16 protein-coding genes are annotated in these 20117 nt (G+C 68.2%); 10 read left to right on the top strand and 6 right to left on the bottom strand.

Annotated features, from left to right (window positions below):
* Positions 1–7 precede the first annotated feature (7 nt).
* The 4 genes from panB to pgi all read left to right on the top strand — a co-directional run bounded on the left by panB (position 8) and on the right by pgi (position 3715).
* Complete coding sequence (panB, locus tag AC3DEZ_RS04910; RefSeq protein ID WP_488387229.1) at positions 8–820, top strand: 3-methyl-2-oxobutanoate hydroxymethyltransferase; 813 nt, start codon at positions 8–10, stop codon at positions 818–820.
* A gap of 48 nt (positions 821–868) precedes the next feature.
* Positions 869–1711, top strand: coding sequence for a pantoate--beta-alanine ligase (gene panC, locus AC3DEZ_RS04905; protein ID WP_488387228.1), 843 nt, complete (start codon positions 869–871; stop codon positions 1709–1711).
* A gap of 109 nt (positions 1712–1820) precedes the next feature.
* Positions 1821–2201: an aspartate 1-decarboxylase gene (gene panD, locus AC3DEZ_RS04900; protein WP_488387227.1), complete on the top strand. Its 381-nt coding sequence runs from the start codon at positions 1821–1823 to the stop codon at positions 2199–2201.
* A complete protein-coding gene (gene pgi, locus AC3DEZ_RS04895; protein WP_488387226.1) occupies positions 2198–3715 on the top strand; it encodes a glucose-6-phosphate isomerase in 1518 nt (505 codons plus the stop codon). The genes panD and pgi overlap by 4 nt, the downstream gene beginning before the upstream one ends.
* A 97-nt stretch (positions 3716–3812) precedes the next feature.
* Here pgi and queG read toward each other — a convergent pair whose 3' ends face one another.
* Entirely contained in the window at positions 3813–4889 is a 1077-nt protein-coding gene (gene queG / locus AC3DEZ_RS04890) for a tRNA epoxyqueuosine(34) reductase QueG (RefSeq protein ID WP_488387225.1), read from the bottom strand.
* Positions 4890–4912: 23 nt separating this feature from the next.
* Here queG and AC3DEZ_RS04885 point away from each other — a divergent pair, with 23 nt between their 5' ends.
* From AC3DEZ_RS04885 to AC3DEZ_RS04860, 6 genes are all read left to right on the top strand, one after another.
* The gene (locus tag AC3DEZ_RS04885) at positions 4913–6385 is read left to right on the top strand and encodes an NAD(P)H-hydrate dehydratase (RefSeq protein WP_488387224.1); all 1473 of its coding nucleotides are present in this window, start codon (positions 4913–4915) and stop codon (positions 6383–6385) included.
* 29 nt (positions 6386–6414) lie between these two features.
* Positions 6415–6906 (top strand): tRNA (adenosine(37)-N6)-threonylcarbamoyltransferase complex ATPase subunit type 1 TsaE, encoded by a 492-nt coding sequence (gene tsaE, locus AC3DEZ_RS04880; protein ID WP_488387223.1) that lies wholly within the window; start codon positions 6415–6417, stop codon positions 6904–6906.
* A gap of 75 nt (positions 6907–6981) precedes the next feature.
* Positions 6982–8568: an N-acetylmuramoyl-L-alanine amidase gene (locus AC3DEZ_RS04875; protein WP_488387222.1), complete on the top strand. Its 1587-nt coding sequence runs from the start codon at positions 6982–6984 to the stop codon at positions 8566–8568.
* 73 nt (positions 8569–8641) lie between these two features.
* Complete coding sequence (mutL, locus tag AC3DEZ_RS04870; RefSeq protein ID WP_488387567.1) at positions 8642–10378, top strand: DNA mismatch repair endonuclease MutL; 1737 nt, start codon at positions 8642–8644, stop codon at positions 10376–10378.
* Positions 10378–11343 carry a DUF1684 domain-containing protein gene (locus AC3DEZ_RS04865; protein ID WP_488387221.1) on the top strand — a complete coding sequence of 322 codons (966 nt, stop codon included), beginning with the start codon at positions 10378–10380 and terminating at the stop codon, positions 11341–11343. Before mutL ends, AC3DEZ_RS04865 begins: the two co-directional genes overlap by 1 nt.
* Positions 11340–12290, top strand: a complete 951-nt coding sequence (locus tag AC3DEZ_RS04860) for a TraB/GumN family protein (protein WP_488387220.1) — start codon at positions 11340–11342, stop codon at positions 12288–12290. The genes AC3DEZ_RS04865 and AC3DEZ_RS04860 overlap by 4 nt, the downstream gene beginning before the upstream one ends.
* A gap of 42 nt (positions 12291–12332) precedes the next feature.
* Here AC3DEZ_RS04860 and rnfB read toward each other — a convergent pair whose 3' ends face one another.
* From rnfB to AC3DEZ_RS04835, 5 genes are all read right to left on the bottom strand, one after another.
* Positions 12333–12752, bottom strand: coding sequence for an Rnf electron transport complex subunit RnfB (gene rnfB / locus AC3DEZ_RS04855; RefSeq protein ID WP_488387219.1), 420 nt, complete (start codon positions 12750–12752; stop codon positions 12333–12335).
* Between the two features lie 51 nt (positions 12753–12803).
* Positions 12804–14873, bottom strand: a complete 2070-nt coding sequence (gene metG / locus AC3DEZ_RS04850; protein WP_488387218.1) for a methionine--tRNA ligase — start codon at positions 14871–14873, stop codon at positions 12804–12806.
* Positions 14874–14968: 95 nt separating this feature from the next.
* Positions 14969–15412 carry a DUF2147 domain-containing protein gene (locus AC3DEZ_RS04845; RefSeq protein ID WP_141453335.1) on the bottom strand — a complete coding sequence of 148 codons (444 nt, stop codon included), beginning with the start codon at positions 15410–15412 and terminating at the stop codon, positions 14969–14971.
* Between the two features lie 158 nt (positions 15413–15570).
* Positions 15571–17343 carry a hypothetical protein gene (locus AC3DEZ_RS04840; RefSeq protein ID WP_488387217.1) on the bottom strand — a complete coding sequence of 591 codons (1773 nt, stop codon included), beginning with the start codon at positions 17341–17343 and terminating at the stop codon, positions 15571–15573.
* A 61-nt stretch (positions 17344–17404) separates the two neighbouring features.
* Positions 17405–19930 (bottom strand): choice-of-anchor D domain-containing protein, encoded by a 2526-nt coding sequence (locus AC3DEZ_RS04835; RefSeq protein ID WP_488387216.1) that lies wholly within the window; start codon positions 19928–19930, stop codon positions 17405–17407.
* Positions 19931–20117 lie beyond the last annotated feature (187 nt).

The following is a 20117-nucleotide window of genomic DNA, read 5'->3' as shown; positions in this document are numbered from 1 at the left end:
CATCCCCATGAGCACACACGCCGATAGCAAGCCCTGGACCGTTCCCGCGCTGGCCGATGCCAAGCGGGACGGACGCAAGCTGGTCATGCTGACCGCCTACGACGCCGGGTTCGCCCGGGTCTTCGACGCCAATGGCGCCGACCTGATCCTGGTCGGTGATTCGCTCGGCATGGTGGTGCAGGGACATGATTCGACCCTGCCGGTGAACACCGCCGATGTCGTCTACCACACCGCCGCGGTCGCGCGCGGGCTGAACCGGGCACTGTTGATCAGCGATCTGCCGTTCCAGTCCGACGCCACGCCCGAGCGCGCGCTGGATGCGTCGATCGCGCTGCTGCAGGCGGGCGCGGAGATGGTCAAGCTGGAAGGCGCGGGCCACAAGCTGGAGGTCATCCGCTTCCTCACCGAACGCGACATTCCGGTGTGCGCGCACCTGGGCCTGACACCGCAGTCGGTGCTCAAGTTCGGTGGCTACAAGGTGCAGGGCCGTGACGAGGCCGCCGCCGCGCGCCTGCGCGCCGATGCCCGCGCCGTGGCCGATGCCGGCGCCTCGCTGCTGGTGCTGGAATGCGTGCCATCGCCCCTCGCCGCCGCCATCACCGCCGACATCGCGATCCCGACCATCGGCATCGGCGCCGGCCCCGGTTGCGACGGCCAGGTACTGGTGCTGCATGACTTCCTCGGGTTGGACACCGGCCACCGCCGGCCGAAGTTCGTCAAGGACTTCCTTGCCGAGGGCGGTTCGGTCGCCGGCGCCGTGCGCGCGTACGCCGACGCGGTGCGCGACGGCAGCTTCCCCGACGCCAGCCACTCCTACTGAGCCGCGCCACGGCGCGGCGTTCCTGCGGACTTCCCTGCGGACACCTACATGCTAGAAACCATCACCGAATCGCACGATCTGCGCGCACGCGTCAGGCAATGGAAACGCGAAGGCCTGAAAGTCGCGCTGGTGCCGACGATGGGCAACCTGCATGCCGGCCACTACTCGCTGGTCATGCTGGCGCGGCAGTACGCCGACCGCGTGGTGTCCAGTGTGTTCGTCAACCCGACCCAGTTCGGTCCCAACGAAGACTTCACCCGCTACCCGCGCACGCCGGAAGCGGACATGAGCGGACTCGAAGGCGCCGGCTGCGATGTCCTGTGGTTGCCCACGGTGGAATCGATGTATCCGTTCGGGGTGGAACTGGCCGCCCGGGTGCACGTGCCCGGCGTCAGCAGCCTGCTGGAAGGTGCGCATCGGCCCGGTCATTTCGATGGCGTGTGCACCGTGGTGGCGCGTCTGTTCAATCAGGTGCAGCCGGATCTGGCGGCGTTCGGCAAGAAGGATTACCAGCAACTGGCGGTGATCCGGCAGATGGTGGCGGATCTGGCTTTCCCGATCGAACTGCTGGCCGGCAGCATCGTCCGTGAGACGGACGGCCTGGCGATGAGCTCGCGCAACCAGTACCTGTCCGCGGACGAGCGTCCGCGCGCCGCGGAGATCCGCCGCGTGCTCACCGCCATGCGTGACGGAATAGTCGGCGGGACGCCGCGCACGGAGGTCGAGCGTGCCGCCAGCCGCCAGCTGGCCGATACCGGTTTCGTGGTGGACTACACCACCGTGCGCCGGCCCGATCTGGGCGAACCGAACGATGGCGAACCCGGCAGCCGGGTCGCCCTGATCGCCGCCCGTCTGGGCAGGACCCGGCTGATCGACAACCTGGAGTGGTGAGCGCGGTCCCGCCGCATCCCGCTCACGCATCCCTCCTCGCCGCGTGCACGTCGGCCGCCGCCGGCCGCTGCTAAACTCCCGTCTCCTCCGTGGTCCGTTCCCCCTCGCCATGCATCTCAGCCTGCTCAAGACCAAAATCCACCGCGCTACCGTCACCCACGCCGAATTGAACTATGAAGGCTCGATCGCCATCGACGGCCTGTTGCTGGATGCCAGCGGCATCCGCGAGTTCGAGCAGGTGCATATCTGGGATGTGACCAACGGCGCGCGTTTCTCCACCTATGCCATCCGCGCCGACGAAGGCAGCGGCATCATCTCGCTCAACGGCGGCGCCGCACGCCATGTGCAGATCGGTGATCTGATCATCATCGCCGCGTTCGCCGGCATGAGCGAGGAGGAAGCCGAGCGCTTCCAGCCCAAGCTGATCTACGTCGACGGCAACAACCGGATCACCCACACCAACTACAGCATCCCCAAGCAGGCCGCATGAGCCAGACATCGGGTTTCGAAGCGTTGCAGTCCCACGCCGCACGCCTGCGCGGGCAATCCCTGCCGGCGCTGCTGGCGCAGGATCCGGCGCGTGCCAACGACTTCGCGCTGCGCCATGGCCCGCTGTATTTCAACTTCGCCCGCCAGGGATATGACCGCGACGCGCTGTCGGCGCTGGTCGCGCTGGGCGAATCGCGGGATCTGAAGGGCGCGTTCCAGCGCCTGTTCGATGGCGAGAAGGTCAACGTCACCGAGGGGCGCGCCGCCCTGCATACCGCGCTGCGTGGCAATCACTCCGGCGCCGCCATCGCGCGCGAAGCCTTCGCCACCGCCAGCGCGGTGCGCGAGCGCATGGCCGCACTGATCGCGGATCTGGAAGCCAGCGATGTCACCGACATCGTCAGCGTCGGCATCGGTGGTTCCGATTTGGGCCCGCGCCTGGTCGCCGATGCCCTGCGCGGACCGTTGCCTGGTCGCTTCCGGGTGCATTTCCTGTCCAATGTCGACGGTGCCGCCGCCCAGCGCGTGCTGGCCCCGCTGGATCCGCGCAGGACCGCGGCGATCCTGATTTCCAAGACCTTCGGTACCCAGGAAACCCTGCTCAACGGCGGCATCCTGCGCGACTGGCTGGGTGGCAGCGACCGGTTGTACGCGGTCAGCGCCAATCCGGAGCGGGCCGCCGCCGCGTTCGCGATCGACGCGACGCGCGTGTTGCCGATGTGGGACTGGGTGGGCGGCCGTTATTCGCTGTGGTCGGCGGTCGGCCTGCCGATCGCGCTGGCCATCGGGTTCGAGCGCTTCGAAGCCCTGCTGGCCGGCGCCTCGGACTTCGACGCGCACGTGCTGAACACCGCACCCGCGGACAACATCGCGGTGCGTCACGCGCTGACCGCCATCTGGAACCGCAATGCGCTCGGCCACGCCGCGCACGGCGTGATGACCTACGACCAGCGCCTGGCGCTGTTGCCGGCCTATCTGCAGCAACTGGTGATGGAAAGCCTGGGCAAGTCGGTGAAACTCGACGGCGGTCCGGTCGGCGTGGACACCGTACCGGTGTGGTGGGGCGGTGCCGGCACCGATGTGCAGCACAGCTTCTTCCAGGCACTGCATCAGGGTACCGGCATCGTGCCGCTGGATTTCGTCGGCACCGTCCGCAACGACGACCCCTACGCCGAGAACCATCTGGCGCTGATGTCCAACCTGCTGGCGCAGACCGAAGCGCTGGCGAACGGGCAGGGCAGCGATGATCCGCACCGCGTGTATCCGGGCAGCCGTCCCAGCACGCTGATCCTGCTCGATGCGCTGACCCCGCAGACCCTGGGCGGCCTGATCGCCATGTACGAGCACAGCGTGTACGCGCAGGCGGTGCTGTGGGGCATCAACGCCTTCGATCAGTTCGGCGTCGAGCTCGGCAAGCAACTGGCCAACGGCCTGCTGCCGGCCTTGAAGGGCGAAGCGCAGGCCAGCGACCCGGTCACCCGGGTGCTGCTGGACGAGTTGCGCAAGCGGAGTTGATTTCTCCGCGCGACCTTCCGTCTTGTGGGAGCGACGTCAGTCGCGAATCGGGCATCGAGAATTTCGCGACTGACGTCGCTCCGACAGGTGGGTGGGCTCAGCCGAGTCCATGCCGCCGTAGCGCCCACATCACGTGTTCGCGCACGAGTGGCGATGGATCCTCGCGGCGTGACGCCAGCGCCGCCAGCACGTCCGGCGTGGCCGGTGCGTTGCCCAGCGCGATGGCGATGTTGCGCAACCAGCGTTCGTGGCCGCTGCGGCGGATCGCGGATCCTTCCGTGCGGCGCAGGAACTCGGCTTCATCCCAGGCGAACAGTTGCGGCAGCGTCGCGGTATCCAGATCGTTGCGCGCGCGGAAATCGGCTTCATCGTGGCGCTTGGCGAACTTGTTCCAGGGACAGACCAGTTGGCAGTCGTCGCAACCGAAGATGCGGTTGCCCATCGGCACGCGCAAATCCTCGGGAATCGCGCCGTCGTGCTCGATGGTCAGGTAGGAAATGCAGCGCCGCGCATCCAGCCGGTAGGGAGCGGTGATCGCCCGGGTCGGGCAGATGTCGATGCAGCGCACGCAGGTGCCGCAGTGCGCGCTGGCCGGCGCATCGACGGGCAACGGCAGATCGACATAGATCTCGCCGAGGAAGAACCAGGATCCGCCGTCCTTGTCGATGAGGCAGGTGTGCTTGCCGATCCAGCCGAGCCCGGCGTTGCGCGCGAGCGCGCGTTCCAGCACCGGCGCGGAGTCGACGAACACCCGGTGGCCGAATGGTCCGAATTCCTCCTGCAGTCGTTCGGCCAGCCGCTGCAGGCGATTGCGCATCAGCTTGTGGTAGTCGCGCCCCAGCGCGTAGCGCGCCACGTAGGCGCGTTCGCCATCGGCCAGCGTCTGCCAGGCGTCGTCACTGTCGTTACGGCCGTAGTCCAGGCCCACCGAAATCACCCGCAGCGTTCCCGGCAGCAATTCCTGCGGCCGGCTGCGCTTGTCGCCATGGCGCGCCATCCAGTCCATCGACCCGTAGAGCCCCTGCGCCAGCCAGTCGCGCAGGTGGTCCTCGTCCGGTCCCAGCTCGATGCCGGCGATGCCGCAACGCTGGAAGCCGAATTCGCGCGCCAGCCCACGCACCCGCGCGGCGAGCGCGGCGGGATCGGGCAGGCGGGCGGGCGCGGTGGAAGACATGCGGCAAGTATAGAATCGCCCGCATGTCCGGCAGCTTTCCCCTGTACGACACCCGTGCCGCGCGCGAACTGGATGCGCGCGCCACCGCCCGCCTGGGCGGTGACGCGCATGTCCTGATGCTGCGGGCCGGGCAGGCCGCCTGGCGCTATCTGTTGGCGCAATGGACGCAGGCGCAGCGGATCGTGGTGGTATGCGGGCCCGGCAACAACGGGGGCGACGGTTATGTGCTGGCGCATCTGGCGCGCCGCTCCGGGCGCATGGCCATCGTGGTGCATCTGGAGGAACACGCGCCACGTACGCCATCGAGCCAGCGCGCCTGCACGGACTACATCGCCGCCGGCGGCAAGGTCGAACTGTTCGACGGCGCTTTGCCTGCAGCGGATCTGGTGGTCGACGCGCTGTTCGGCATCGGCCTGTCGCGCGCGCCGGATCCGGCCACCGCGCGCCTGATCGAGGCCATCAACGCCCAGAGCGCGCCGGTGTTCTCGCTGGATGTGCCCAGCGGCGTGGACGCCGATCGCGGACACGTCCCGGGTACCGCGGTGCTGGCATCGCATACGCTCCAGTTCATCGCCGAACACGCCGGCCTGCGGACCGGCGACGCGCTCGAATACACCGGCGCGTGCGCGCTGGACGAACTCGATGTTCCCGACGAGACCTTCACCGACGTCGCGCCCGTGGCGACCGGCCTGGGCCAGGGCGCGCTCGCGCGCTGGCTGCTGCCACGGCGGCGCAATACCCACAAGGGCGAATCCGGACGGGTGCTGTGCATCGGCGGCGATCATGGCAGCGGTGGCGCGATCGCGTTGTGCGCGGAAGCCGCCTTGCGCGCCGGCGCGGGACTGCTGCGCGTGGCCACCCGCGAACGCCACGTAGGGCCCATCCTGGCGCGTCGGCCGGAAGCCATGGTGCGCGCGGTGGAATCGGGCGAGGAACTGGCGCCGCTGCTGCTGCAGGCCGATGTCATCGCGCTCGGGCCCGGGCTCGGACAGGACGATTGGGGCCAGGGACTGTTCGAGCTGGCGCTGCGTGCGGGAAAACCCTGCGTGCTGGATGCGGACGCATTGAATCTGCTGGCCATCCATCCGCACGAACTGGATGACGCGATCCTGACGCCGCATCCCGGCGAAGCGGCGCGGCTGCTGGGCGTGGAGACACGCGAGATCCAGCAGGATCGCCTGGCCGCCGCGCACGCGCTGGCGGAACGTCATCGCGCCGTGATCGTGCTCAAGGGCGCGGGCACGATCATCGCCGCGCCAGGACAGTTGCCCTGCGTGCTCGATGCCGGCAACCCCGGCATGGCGGTGGGTGGCATGGGCGATGTGTTGACCGGGATCATCGCGTCGCTGCGCGCGCAGGGCCTGGCGGCGTTCGACGCGGCCCGCGCCGGTGCGCTGCTGCATTCGCTGGCGGGGGATGCAGCGGCCGAGGACGGCGAACGCGGATTGCTGCCTTCCGATCTGATGCCGTTCGTACGCCGCCTCGCCAATCCCTGAGCGGATGCGACGAAGGCTAGAATCGCGGCATGGAATCCTTGTCATTGTTTCTTTCCGACAGCGAAGCGACCGATGCGCTCGGACGCACGCTCGCGATGAGTCGGCCGGCGAACGCCGTGGTCCATCTGCAGGGCGATCTCGGCGCGGGAAAATCCACGCTGGCGCGCGCGCTGTTGCGGGCGCTGGGCGTGCAGGGCGCCATTCGCAGCCCGACCTACACGCTGGTCGAACGCTATCCGCTGACGGACGGCGAGGCCTGGCACCTGGATCTGTACCGCATCGGTGACGCCGGAGAACTGGATTTCCTGGGCCTGGACGAGGGCAGCGCCACGCTCTGGCTGGTGGAGTGGCCCGAGCGCGGTGGCGCCGGCCTGCCGCATTGCGACCTGCGGATAGGGCTGGCGGTGGACGGATCCGGACGGTCGGCGAGGCTGGAAGCGGTCAGCGGACCCGGCCAGGCGTGGCTGGCCCAGTTGGCCAAAGATCCCCAGTTGCCTCGATCACCTATCCCGGCGGTGTAGGAAGATCCGGCAGGTCACGGATTATTAAGGGAAAACTTCTTGCATTCCGGCGCAGTTGGTGCTTGAATCCGCCGCATGCGCCTGGGGAATCCTCCATTCCAACGCCTTCGCATCGCCGCCTTCGGGCTGGCGGTGGCGGCAGCGTGCGCCGGAACCGCGTCCGCCGGTGAGGTCAGCGCGGTCCAGTTGAGCAACGGCGCGACCGGCACCCGCGCGGAAATCCAGCTGCAGGGCAAAGGCGAATTCAAGACCCTCGCCCTGCACGGCCCGGAGCGTCTGGTCGTGGATCTGCCCGCGTCCAGCGCTGCACGCGGCCTCAAGCTGCCCCCCGGACAGGGCGTGGTCACGGCGGTACGGACCGGCCAGCCCAGCCCGGGAACCCTGCGCGTGGTGTTCGATCTGGCCGGCCCGATCACGGCATTGAAGCCGCGCGTGGAAAGCGCGGCCGGCGGCGCGCGCCTGATCCTCGAATGGCCGGGCGACGGTCCCGCGAATCCGGTCGCCAAGGCGCCCGCCGCGACGTCTTCTTCGTCCGCGCCCGCGCCCGTGCCCTCGTCCGCGTCCCCGGTGCCGTCGCCGACGGCGGTCACGCCTTCCGCGGGTCAGGCGACCGCCGCATTGGCGGCACAGGTCGCGCAACAGGCCAATGCGCCCGCGGCCCGGCCGCCTGAGCAGACACCGCCATCGCAGGTCCCGTCCCCGCAAGCGATCCTCAACGGCCAGCCCACGACCCAGGTCGCACCCGCGCAGCCGAACGCCGCGGGCGTGACGCCGGGCGGCGTGCCTTACACCATCGCCACCGGGAAACCGGCCACGCCGGCGCCGGAAGCGCTGGCGTCCACGAACGTCGCCCCGCAGGAACCCGCGCCCAAGGTGGGCATGCGCGCGGGCATGCGCCCGCTCATCGTCGCCATCGATCCCGGCCACGGCGGCCAGGATTCGGGGGCGGTCGGGCAGGGGGGCACCTACGAGAAGAACGTCGTGCTGGCGATCGGCCGCGAACTGGCCCGCCAGATCAATGCCACGCCGGGCATGAAGGCCTACATGACCCGCGACAGCGATGTCTTCATTCCGCTCAACATGCGCGCCCGCAAGGCCCGTGCGGCGGGCGCCGACATGTTCGTCTCCATCCACGCGGACGCGGCGGAAAACCGCTCGGCGCGCGGTTCGTCCGTGTACGTGCTGTCGCTGAAGGGCGCGTCCTCGCAACGCGCGCGCTGGCTGGCCGACAAGGAAAACGCCTCCGATCTGATTGGCGGCGTGGCCCTGCAGAAAGTCGACAACACGCTGGGTTCGGTGCTGCTGGATCTGGCTCAGAGCGGGCACATGCGCGCGTCGGAAGACGCGGCCAACCACGTGCTCGATGGCCTGAAGCGGGTCGGCAACAACCACAAACCGAACATCGAACGCGCGAACTTCGCGGTGCTGCGAACCTCCGACATGCCGTCGATGCTGGTGGAAACCGCCTTCATCTCCAATCCGGACGAAGAGAAGCGGCTGAAGGATCCGGGCTACCAGCGCAAGGTCGCCGCCGCCGTGCTGGATGGCGTCAACACCTATTTCACCCGCCAGCCGCCGCCGGGCACGCTGTTCGCCGCGCGCGCGCAGGCCGAAGCCGAAGCGCGCAGCGCCGCCGCGGGCGGAGCCGCCGGCGCGCCCTGAGCGCACCGCGCCGGCCCACCGCTCGGCTATCATCCGCACTGACTTCCCGCGACGGCCAATGCGCCGCCCCGACGTGCCGATCCGCCAACTGCCCGACACCCTCATCAACCAGATCGCCGCGGGCGAGGTGGTGGAACGCCCGGCGTCGGTGGTCAAGGAACTGGTGGAGAACGCGCTGGACGCGGGCGCGCGCCGGATCGACATCGACCTGGAAGAGGGCGGCATCCGCCTGATCCGCATCCGTGATGACGGCGGCGGCATTCCCGCCGCGGAGCTGCCGCTGGCGATCTCGCGCCACGCCACCAGCAAGATTGCGTCGCTGGACGATCTGGAGGCAGTGGCCACGCTCGGTTTCCGCGGCGAAGCATTGCCGTCGATCGCCTCGGTGAGCCGCTTCCTGCTGACTTCGCGGCGCGCGGACGACGCGCATGGCGCGGCGTTGCGCGTGGATGGCGGCCAGCTCGGCGAAGTGGCGCCGGCACCGCATCCGCCGGGCACCACGGTGGAAGTCCGCGATCTGTTCTACAACGTGCCGGCCCGGCGCAAGTTCCTGCGTGCGGGGCGCACCGAGCTGGGCCATATCGAGGAATGGCTGCGGTCACTGGCGCTGGCGCGTCCGGAGATCGAACTGCGGGTGGGCGTGGACGGCAAGCCATCGCGCCGCTATCGCCCGGATGGCATCGATCCGCTGGCGCGGGTGCGCGAAACCCTGGGCGAGACCTTCGTGGACCAGGCCCTGCGCATCGAGCACGCCGCCGCCGGCCTGCGCCTGCACGGCTGGATCGCGCAGCCAGACTATTCGCGGGCGACCGGCGATCAGCAATACCTGTACGTGAATGGCCGCGCGGTCCGTGATCGCAACATCGGCCATGCCGCCAAGAGCGCCTACAAGGAAGTGCTGTTCCATGGTCGGCAGCCGGCCTATGTGTTGTTCCTGGAACTGGATCCCACCCGCGTCGATGTCAACGTGCATCCGGCCAAGCATGAAGTGCGCTTCCGCGATGCACGCCTGATCTACGACTTCGTCCTGCGCACCCTGCACGAAGCACTGGCCGAAACCCGGGCCATGATGGAACAGTCCCTGGCGATGCCGCGTGGCGCCGAAGGACTGGCCGGACACGCGTTGCCGGCGGCGCAGGTGCGTGAAGCGCGTGCCTTCTACGAAGCGCTGTATGGCGATCACGGCGCCTTGCCCTCGCAGACGGCGATGCCGCCACTGCCGGCGTCCCAGGACGGCGCCATCCCCTTGCTCGGGTTCGCGGTGGCGGTGCTGCACGGGCGCTATCTGCTCGCCCAGGACGAGGCGGGTCTGGTCATGGTGGATCTGCCCGCCGCGCATCGTCAGTTGATGCTGGCGCGCCTGCGCGCGGCCCGCGCGGGGATTGGCCTGCATGCGCAGCCGCTGCTGCTGCCGCTGGAACTCGACGTCGCTGTGGAGCATGCGCACTGGGGCGCGCGGCATGCGGCATGGCTGGCGTCGCTCGGGCTGACCGTCGAACCGGTGGGCGGGTCGCGGCTGCGCCTGCGCGCGATACCCGCGCTGCTGGTGGATGCCGAGCCGGAAGCCCTGCTGCATGATGTGCTGGCGGCTTGCGGCGGCGATGACGCGCCGGGCGATGCGCAGGTGGAGCTCGCGCTCGCGGTGATGTCGCGGCACGGTGTGCCGGCGCCGCGGGGCATGACGCTGGCGGAAATGAATGCCTTGCTGCGTGAAGTCGAGCGCATCGAGGCGCGGGAAGGCGAGGCGGGGGGCGTGTGGCGACGCCTCGGTCTTTCGGAGATCGAACAAGGGTTCAAGCGGGGGACGTGATGGGCAATTGGCAACGATATGCCGGCATCGCCGGACTGCTGTGGCTGGCCGCGTGCCAGCGGACGGCGCCGGACAGCCAGGCGACGGCACACAGGACGCAGGACCCCGTCTTCGTGGCGGCGGAACAACAATGGCGCGGCGAGCGGCGCGACGATCTGCTCAAACCGGATGGCTGGACCAGCCTGGTCGGATTGCATTGGATCCAGCTGAAGGCGCACTACATCGGCAGCGGTCCGGACAGCGGCATCCGCCTGGCGGCGGGACCGGCCAAGCTGGGCATGATCACCGACGAAGACGGACGCATCCGCTTCACGCCGGAACCCGGCGTGGCGGTGACCTTCAACGGCCAGCCGCTCAAGGGCGAGGTCGAGATTCCTGGCGATCACGACGAATCGCCCGGCGTCATCGGCTTCGACGATGGCAAGGGCTGGCTGACCGTCATCGAACGCGGTGGCCGCCATGCCCTGCGGGTGAAGCACGCCGACGCGGCCAGCCGACTCCGGTTCACCGGCCTGACGTACTGGCCGATCGATGCGGCATGGAAGATCCAGGCACGCTTCATCCCGCATCCGCCCGGCAAGACCATTCCCATCGTCGACATCATCGGCACCACCACGCCGTCGCCGAATCCGGGCGCGGTCGAGTTCGAGCGTGAAGGACGCCGTTATCGGCTGGAGGCGCTGGGCGATCCCGCGAGCGGCCTGTTCTTCGTGCTGGCCGATCGCACCAGCGGCCATGGCAGCTATCCGGCCGGCCGTTTCCTGGATGCGCCGGCAGTGGCCGACGGCAAGGTGTGGCTTGATTTCAACCAGGCCTACAACCCGCCTTGCGCATTCACCCCGTTTGCGACCTGCCCGTTGCCGCCACCGGAGAACCGCCTGGATCTGGCGATCACGGCCGGCGAACAAACCTACAAACCGGCACCCGTTGCCGCAGCGCTCCCCTCGAAGGCGACCACTCCATGAATCAGAAATCCCGCGGCATGGTGCGCCGCTTGCGAACCGCCGGCCTGGTCCTGCTCGCGGGCCTCGCCTGGCCGGCATTGGCCGATGCGCCGAAAGCGCAGGCGGATGCACCGGTGCCGCTGCTGTGGAAGGTCTCCGACAGCGACAACGCGGTGTACCTGCTGGGGTCGTTCCACATGCTGAAGCCCGCGGACTACCCGCTGGCCAGGGATGTGGACGGCGCGTTCACCGATGCGGAATCGCTGATGTTCGAACTTTCGCCGGAGGAGATGGGACCGGCGTTGTCGACGCAGATGTTGCAGGCGGCTTTACGCAGCGACGGCAAGAGTCTGCGCGATGATCTGGACGAGGCCACCTGGATGAAGCTGGAAGCGTATGCCGGCAGGAACGGAATGCCGATGGCCAATCTCGCCGCGCTCAAGCCCTGGTTCGTCGGCCTGACCATCAGCGTGACGGAGATGATGCGGCAGGGGCTGGATCCCAAGATCGGCCTGGACGCGCACTTCATGGAACAGGCCAAGGCGGCAGGCAAGCCCACCAGCGGCCTGGAGCGCGGCATGGATCAGATCAGCCTGCTGGATGGCATGGACGCGGTGGAACAGCGGCAGTTCCTCACCGAGGTTCTGGAGCAGGCGGAGAAAGGGCCGGGACAAACGGAAAAACTGCACGCCGCCTGGCGACGCGGTGATGCGGCCATGTTGTGGGAGGAAATGGCCGCGGAGATGAAACGCGAGTATCCCCGCCTGTATCAGCGCATCAATGTCGATCGCAACGACGACTGGGTGCCGAAGATCGAGAAGCGGCTGACGGAATCCTCCAGCGACGACACGCTGGTGATCGTGGGAGCGCTGCATCTGCTCGGCGCCGATGGCGTGGTCGAGAAACTCCGGGCCCGGGGTTACCAGGTGGAGCGCGTCTGCTCGGCGTGCAAGGCGCCGCGGAAGTAGCCGGGCGGCAGCGTGGACATCCCGCGCGGTGCAGGGCGCCGGCTACGGAGCCGGCGTCATCACGATGCAATCGACCGGGCAGGCCGGCACGCACAATTCGCAACCGGTGCATAGCGGATCGATGATCACGTGCATGTGCTTGGCGCCACCGATGATGGCGTCGACCGGACAAGCCTGGATGCACTTGGTGCAGCCGATGCAATCGGCCTCGATGACCACCGCGACGGCAGGCGCCTTGTGTTCACCGCGATTGCGGTCATAGGGCAGCGCCGGGCGATCGAGCAGGCGCGCCAGCGCGCGCGCGCCGGCGTCGCCACCGGGCGGACAGCGATCCACATCCGCCTCGCCACGCGCCATCGCTTCGGCATAGGGCCGGCAACCGTCGAAACCGCACTGGCCGCACTGGGTCTGCGGCAACAGCCGATCGAGCCTTTCCACCAGCGCGGGAACGGGTTGGCTCATGCGAGAACGGATGCCGGCCGCGACGGACGGGTCGGGTCGCGTGGACGCGTCTCAGCGGACCGGCATGCCCGGCTGCGCGCCGCTGTCGGCGTCCAGCAGGGCCAGCGCGCCGCCGTCGAAGCCGGCCGACAGGATCATGCCTTCGCTCAGGCCGAAGCGCATCTTGCGCGGGGCCAGGTTGGCGATGAACACCACGTTGCGGCCGACCAGTTTTTCCGGCTCGCCGTAGCTGGCGCGAATGCCCGAGAAAATCTGGCGCTTGCCGAGATCGCCCGCATCCAGTTCGAAGCGCAGCAACTTGTCCGAACCGTCGACGAATTCGCAGGCCAGCACTTTGCCGATGCGCAGGTCGAGCTTGGCGAAATCGTCGATGCCGATGGTGGCGGGCGCGCCGCCGGCGGCTTCTGGTTGAGTGGACGCGGCAGCAGTCGCGGTGGCCTTCGCCGGAGCGGGGGCCGCGGCGGCGGGAGCGAGGGTTTCCTTGGAGGCTTCGGTCATGGCGTCGATCAATTTCGGGTCAATGCGGGTGAACAGGGCGGCGTACGGCAGGATGTTCCGGCGGGTGAGCGGTACATCCAGATCCGGCCAGGCGGTGACGGGCGATGCGAGGAAGGCTTCGGCCTGTTCCGCGGTGCGCGGCAACACCGGCTTCAACGCGGCGGCCAGCACCCGGAACAGGTTAAGGCCCTGGGTGCAGACCGCCTGCAGCTCGGCGTCGGCGCCTTCCTGCTTGGCGATCACCCACGGCTTCCGGTCGTCGATATAGCGATTGGCCTCGTCGGCCAACGCCATGGTGGCGCGGATCGCGGCCGCCGGATCGTTGCGCTCGTAGGCTTCGCGCACCGGTGCGAGCGCGGCGACAAAGCGGTCGTACATCGCGGGATCCGGCAGCGCTTCGGCCAGTCGGCCGTCGAAGCGCTTGTCGATGAAGCCCGCGCAGCGGCTGGCCAGATTGACGAACTTGCCGACCAGATCCGCGTTCACCCGGGCGGTGAAATCGCCCAGGTTCAGATCCAGATCGTCGACGCCGCCGGAAGACTTGGCGGCGTAGTAGTAGCGCAGCGCTTCGGCTTCCAGGCCGGCGTCCAGGTAGGTGCGGGCCTTCACGAAGGTGCCGCGCGATTTGGACATCTTGGCGCCGTCCACGGTCAGGTAGCCGTTGACGTGCAGCCGGGTCGGCGCGCGGTGGCCGGTGCCGTGCAGCACCGCCGGCCAGAACAGGCCATGGAAATTGACGATGTCCTTGCCGATGAAGTGGTGCAGCTCGACCTCGGTGCCGGCGCGCAGATGGGCGTCGAAGTCCAGGCCCTTCTGTTCGCACAGCACCTTGAAGCTGCTCAGGTAGCCGATCGGAGCGTCCAGCCACACGTAGAAGTACTTGCCCGGCGCGCCCGGAATGCCGAAGCCGAAGTAGGGCGCGTCGCGCGAGATGTCCCAGGCGCGCAGGCCGCCTTCGGCATCCAGCCATTCCTTCAGCTTGGCCTTCACGCCCGGCAGCGCCACGTCACCGGCCAGCCACTCGCGCAGGAACGCCTCGAAACGGCCGACCTCGAAGAAGAAATGTTCCGAGTCGCGGATTTCCGGCGTGCTGCCGGACAGCACCGACTTCGGCTCCTTCAGATCGGTCGGCGCATAGGTGGCACCGCACACCTCGCAGTTGTCGCCGTACTGATCCGGCGAACCGCAGTTGGGGCAGATGCCCTTGATGTAGCGATCCGGCAGGAACATGCCCTTGGCCGGATCGTAGAACTGGGCGACGTTGCGGCGCGCGATGTGGCCGCCCGCATCCAGCTTGGCGTAGAACGCTTCGGTCAGCTCGCGGTTGATCGCCGAATTGGTGGAGTCATAGTGATCGAAGGCCACGCCGAACGCGGCGAAATCGCGCTCGTGGCCGGCCTGGACGTCCGCCACGAAAGCCTCGGGCGTCGTGCCGGCTTTTTCCGCCGCCAGCATGATCGGGGTGCCGTGGGTGTCGTCGGCGCAGACGAAATGGGTGGTGTTCCCGGCCAGTCGGCGGGCACGGACCCAGATGTCGGCCTGGATGTAGCCCACCAGATGGCCCAGGTGCAGCGGGCCGTTGGCGTAGGGCAGGGCGGTGGTGACGAGGGCGGTGCGGCTCATGGCGGACGGCTTGCGGGGAGTCAGTCATTATCGCATGGCCCAAAAAGGACAGCCCGGCGGGGCCGGGCTGTCGCGAACGCCGGATGTGACGATGCTTATTCGCGCTGCCAGGTCTGCGCGCGGCAGATGAAGGCGATGCAGCCGGACACATCCAGCTTCTGGCCGCCGGCCTGCAGTTCCATCTTGGATTTGTAGGTCTTGCCGTTGGCCGGATCCAGGATGGTGCCGCCGCTCCACTCGTTGGCGCCGTCGGCCTTCAGGCCCCACAGGATCACCATGCCCTTGACCGGCTTGTCCTTGCGGTCGCCGGTGCACTTGTCGCAGGTGGGGTTGGGGCCGCGATCCGAGTGCAGCACGTCGACCACCTTGCCGGCCAGCGAGCCGTTGGTGGTGGTGTAGATCTCCACGATCGACTTCACCTTGCCGGTCTTGTCGTCGATGGTCTTCCAGCGGCCCACCGCGCCGTCGGCGGCGGAGGCGGCCAGGGATGCCGCCAGCAGCGGCAGGGCCAGCAGGGTGGCGGTCAGGATCTTGCGCATGTTCCCCTCCCAGGGAGTTTGGACGAACCGGCGGAACCCGCCGGAATGGCCTCCTTTATACCGCATCCGGTGGCGTATGGAAGCGGGGCGGGAACGGCGCCCGGATGGCGGTTCAACCGGCCTGCAGCATTCCGCGCCACGCGGACGCGGCCGATGGGTCAGGGCGTGGAGGCATCCGCGCAGAGCGGGCCGAACTTCACCGCTTCCCGCGCGGGTCCAGCGAAATCGATGGACGCCAGCAGTCCGTCGTCGGCCACGTTGTACCAGACCAGGCCATTGGGAAAGAGCGCCACGGTGATTCCGCCGAAGCCGGACATGAAGGGAATCCAGGTGGCGTCGCGGCAGCCCAGCTCCGCCTGCAGGTCGCGGGCCCAGAACCCGTGCTGATAACGATACCGATCCAGATGGGCGACCGGCAGCCCCGGATGCGCCGGGTCGCGTTGCAGGGCCTCGGCGAGTAGAACCGGATCCAGGATCGGGCGACCCGCGACACGCCCACGATCATTGGCCAGGAACCGGCCGAGTTTGGCGATGTCGTCGGCATGCAGCGTCAGGCCCCAGCCCGAGAATGGTTGGCGCGCGGCGTCATAGCTGCGTCTTGTCGCGCGCGCGGTGGGGCTCAGTCCCAGTGGCGCGAACACGTCGCGCCAGAGCAGATCCTCGAACAGATCCGCATTCGCGCGTCCGGTCTGCGCGCGCAGCCGTTGCTGGAGCGCGGTGCCAAGCAGATAGGTGTCGGGCGTGTGATAGACCCAGCGCATGCCTGGCGCCTCGTGGCGCGGATACGCCTCGCAGGCGTAGGCCACGCGGGTGGCGTGATCGGTGGCGCCGAAGAAGGCGTGGATGCGCGGGTCATCCTCGTCGGCCATGTAGGCCGGCGAGTCGTACTGGCCCGTCGTCATGTCGAGCAGGTGCTGGAGGTTCGCGCCAGCCCACTTGTCCGTGCGGCAGCCGCTTGCGGGAATCCAGTCCCTGACCGGAAGGTCGCGGGTGCCCGGGTGCAGCGCTTCCATCCGCATCAGCGCAAGGCCCGCCACCACCGATTTGGCGACCGAGTACGACGGCAGGTCCAGCACTTCGCAGTAAGGGTAATCGCCGTGTCGCGTGGCGCAGGCGGAAAGGTAGTGCACGCCATCGACGACCAATCCGTAGGCGGTGCGGCCCCGCGCCGCGCCGATGGCGAACGCGGCGGGATCGACGCCGGGATGATCGCCGGCGAGTGCCGTCAGCGGCCGGACCGGAAGACGCCCGGCGATTTCGCCGGCGTGTGCCGCCAGAAGGGCGTCCCGCCCGGGTACCGGCTCCGGCAGATAGTCCGCGTCCAGCAGTCCCCACATGTCCAGTTGCAGGTAGTGGCAGGTTTCGCTGCTCACCTGCATCGCCGCCCGCGAAATACTTCCGTCACTCGTGAACAGGAATGTGAGCACGCCGTTGTGGGTGCAGTTGGCGTTCTTCTGCACCAATGCGAACGGAATCGCCGCGCGGCTGTAGCCGTGGTCACCCGGTTCGTCCCACACCCGTCCGGGTTCGAGCACGAATTCCCACCATGGATGGCGGCTCGCGATGGGACCACGGACGACCGGCACGAGCCGGTCGCCGTCCTGGACGAAGGCATGATCGAAATCCTCCGGCAGGGTGCGCGCCTGGGCCGCATCCCGGGGGCCGAGATAGTCGTCCAGCGCGGTCAGCGTCCGCGTCCGCGGCTGGCCGCGCAGCCGCAGGCGCCCTTCGAAGCGATTCGTCGGCGCTCGCGCGTCCGCGCCTGGCGCATAGGCGGACAGATCGATGCTGTGGCGGTAGCGCCCGGAAGTGAGCATGTCGTAGTCGAGCGCGGCGCGCGCGCTCGCGTCGGCCGCCGCCGCCGCAAGGATCAGCAGTCCGATCATCCGCCAGGCGAGGCGGACCAGGATGTCATGCGGCGTTTGGCTCATGCGGTGTTCCTCGAACGATATGGCCGGATGGCCCGGCGCCTGATGGCGCCGGGCCCGTGTGTCACGGACACATCGGCGCGATCTTGTCCAGTTCGATGGCGCTCTTGCCCCAGGTGAGCTGGCCGTTGTCACTGAAGTTGTAATAGACCATGCCGTTGGGGAACAGCGCCACGCTGATACCGCCGTAGCCGGACATGTAGGGCACCCAGCGCGCCGCGCTGCATCCGTAGTCGTGGGTGTCCTGCTTCAGGTCGTAGTACCAGAACCCGTTGTTGTAGCGATCCGCGGCGGAGCCGGCCTGCAGGCCACCGCTGCCCAGATTCAACGTCGCGGCGACCATGCCGCTGTCGAGCGTCTGCACGCCCTGGATCTTGCCCTGCGCCTGGTTGAGGAACTCGGCCAGTTTCACCACGTCGTCGCGCACGTAGACCAGGCCATAGCCGGTGTAGGGCTGGGCGGCGGTGTCCTGGGTCCGCGAACTGACGTAGACCGTCGGGCTGAGTCCCAGAGGGCGGTAGATTTCGTCGACCATCACGTCGTTGAAGAAGTCCGCGCCGCTGCCCGCCAGCGACTTGTGGTACTGGTTCATCGCACGGCCGAGCAGGTAGGTATCGGTGGTGTGATAGACGAACTTCGTGCCCGGCGTGGTCTTGTAGGGATACCCGCACGCGAATCCCGCTTTCTGGGCATGGGTATTGACCCTGAAGAAGCCGTCGGCCATGGCCTGCGAGGCTTCGTCCACGTGCGCGTCGCCGGACGTGTAGTTGCCGGTCGCCATGTCCAGCGCCTGCTCGAACGTGGGCGCGTCCCATTGGCTGCCGGTGCACTCGGAGACCCACTCGTCGATGCCCAGCCCGCGCTGCGTACCGGCGTACTTCTGCTCCAGCCGCATCAGGCCGTAACCGCCGGCCACGGATTTGGCGGTGGAGTAGGAAGGCACGTCCATGACTTCGCAGAACGGATAGGTTCCGTAGCGGGTCTGGCATCCCCCGGAGTAATGGACACCGTTGTAGGCCACGCCGTAGAGCGTCATGTGCGCCGCGGTGACGTCGCTGCCGATGTTCGCGACGACCACGCCGCTGCCCGGGTAGTCCGTCGCCAGCGCCGAAATCGGCTTGACCGGCATGCGGCGGGCGACTTCTGCCTCGTAGCCGGTGCGGATCGCGGCGGCGCCGGTGATCGCCATCGGCGTATATGCCGCGTCCAGTCGCCCCCAGAAATTGACCTTCAGGTAGTAACAGGTCTCGGCCGCCACCTGGTATGCGAGATCCGAGACCGAGCCGTCATCCTTGAACAGGAAGGTCATCACCCCGTTCCACATGCAGTCGCTGCCGCGCTCCTGCAGCGCGAACGGGAAGGCGACGCGCGAATAGCCGTTGTCGCCGTTCTCGTTCCAGACCCGGCCCGGTTCCAGGATCAGCGACCACGAAGGATGGCTGCCGGCGATCTTGCCGCGGGTGACCGGAATGAAATGGGTGCCGTGCTGGATGAAGTCGAATTCGAACTCGGGCAGGTGTTCGGCCTGGGTGTAGTACTGCAGATTGTTGTTGCCGCCGACCTCCGTCGCACTGCCGCTGGTCGCCTCGCCGTAGAGCGTCAAGCGACCCTGGAAGGTGTTGCTCGGGTTGGCGGCGCCGGCGGGCAGGGCGTAGTGACTGTAGTTCATCAGGTTGAGCGTGCCGCTGCCGGTGAGGAAGCTGGCGCTCAGCGCGCTGCGACTGACCGCGCCATTGCCCGTCAGCGGATCGTAGGGCGTGCCGGCGCCGGTGCCGGTGCCGCTGACGGCCACGGCGACGCTGGGGTCGTCCGGGTCGTTGGACGGAATGTTCAAGGTGTCGGTGAAATTGCCGGTCGCGGTGGGCGCGAACCGCACCCCGACGGTGCACGATCCGCCCGCGGTGACGGTCTGGCCGGAGCAGGTGTTGTTGACCAGGCTGAAAGGCGCCGCCAGCCCCGCGAGCGTGCCCAGGACGAGGTTGGCGTCGCCGTCGTTGTGGAGGGTGAGCGTGTTGGTGGCGTTGCTTCCCGTCGTCACCGAGCCGAAGGTTCCGGAACCGGTCACCGCGATCGCGGGGAACGTGCCGCCCGAGACCGGCGTTCCGGTCAGCACGACGTTGTCGCCGTAGCAATAGTGCCCGTACAGCGTATAGGCGCGCAGCCGCACCCGCAGGTTCGGATTGTTGTCCAGGCCTGTTGATACGCTGCCGTGCTTCAACGCGCCGCTGTCCTCGCCGTCACCGACCACGACGACGGTGCTCCAACTGGTCCCGCCGTTGGTGGAGACCTCGGCATGGCAGTAGTCGCCGTAGACCAGGTACAGCGCCGCCATGTCCATGGACAGGGACACGTTGGTGTATCCCTGCGATGAAACGGCCTTGGTACCCTGGCGCAGGCCGTCGATGCGCATCGACCAGTTGCCCTGATAGAGATTGGCGGCATCGTTGCCGGTGCCGCTCAGGGTCCAGCCGGAATAGGTCCCGCTCTGGAAGTTGTCGCTGAAAATCGTGGTGGTCTGCGCCGTGGCATTGATCGCGAACAGGCAACCCCATGCACAGATGGCGCTCAACAACGCGCGTATCGCTTTCATCCTGATGCCCTCCCTTACGTTCTGGTTGATGGCCCGACGGCAGTGCTGGCGGGAGAATCGGTTGACGACATGAACGGTTGAGACAGAAGACCGGTGCGGCGAGCGATATCGCCGGCCGCACGCGGCCGTACGGGCCGGTGCGGGCCCGTGGAAAACGGATGGGGTACGCCCGACGTGGGTCAGGCGC

The sequence above is a fragment of the Pseudoxanthomonas sp. 134C1 genome, from assembly GCF_057773065.1.
The sequence above is the reverse complement of the archived record's forward strand: the minus strand, read 5'-3'. Positions and strand labels throughout refer to the sequence as shown.

Coding starts and splice junctions, on each gene's coding strand:
- AC3DEZ_RS04865 (WP_488387221.1), top strand. CDS start 10,378: ATGGGCAATTGGCAACGATATGCCGGCATCGCCGGACTGCTGTGGCTG.
- AC3DEZ_RS04845 (WP_141453335.1), bottom strand. CDS start 15,412: ATGCGCAAGATCCTGACCGCCACCCTGCTGGCCCTGCCGCTGCTGGCG.
- pgi (WP_488387226.1), top strand. CDS start 2,198: ATGAGCCAGACATCGGGTTTCGAAGCGTTGCAGTCCCACGCCGCACGC.
- queG (WP_488387225.1), bottom strand. CDS start 4,889: ATGTCTTCCACCGCGCCCGCCCGCCTGCCCGATCCCGCCGCGCTCGCC.
- panD (WP_488387227.1), top strand. CDS start 1,821: ATGCATCTCAGCCTGCTCAAGACCAAAATCCACCGCGCTACCGTCACC.
- rnfB (WP_488387219.1), bottom strand. CDS start 12,752: ATGAGCCAACCCGTTCCCGCGCTGGTGGAAAGGCTCGATCGGCTGTTG.
- panB (WP_488387229.1), top strand. CDS start 8: ATGAGCACACACGCCGATAGCAAGCCCTGGACCGTTCCCGCGCTGGCC.
- AC3DEZ_RS04875 (WP_488387222.1), top strand. CDS start 6,982: ATGCGCCTGGGGAATCCTCCATTCCAACGCCTTCGCATCGCCGCCTTC.
- tsaE (WP_488387223.1), top strand. CDS start 6,415: ATGGAATCCTTGTCATTGTTTCTTTCCGACAGCGAAGCGACCGATGCG.
- AC3DEZ_RS04860 (WP_488387220.1), top strand. CDS start 11,340: ATGAATCAGAAATCCCGCGGCATGGTGCGCCGCTTGCGAACCGCCGGC.
- AC3DEZ_RS04840 (WP_488387217.1), bottom strand. CDS start 17,343: ATGAGCCAAACGCCGCATGACATCCTGGTCCGCCTCGCCTGGCGGATG.
- AC3DEZ_RS04835 (WP_488387216.1), bottom strand. CDS start 19,930: ATGAAAGCGATACGCGCGTTGTTGAGCGCCATCTGTGCATGGGGTTGC.
- metG (WP_488387218.1), bottom strand. CDS start 14,873: ATGAGCCGCACCGCCCTCGTCACCACCGCCCTGCCCTACGCCAACGGC.
- panC (WP_488387228.1), top strand. CDS start 869: ATGCTAGAAACCATCACCGAATCGCACGATCTGCGCGCACGCGTCAGG.
- AC3DEZ_RS04885 (WP_488387224.1), top strand. CDS start 4,913: ATGTCCGGCAGCTTTCCCCTGTACGACACCCGTGCCGCGCGCGAACTG.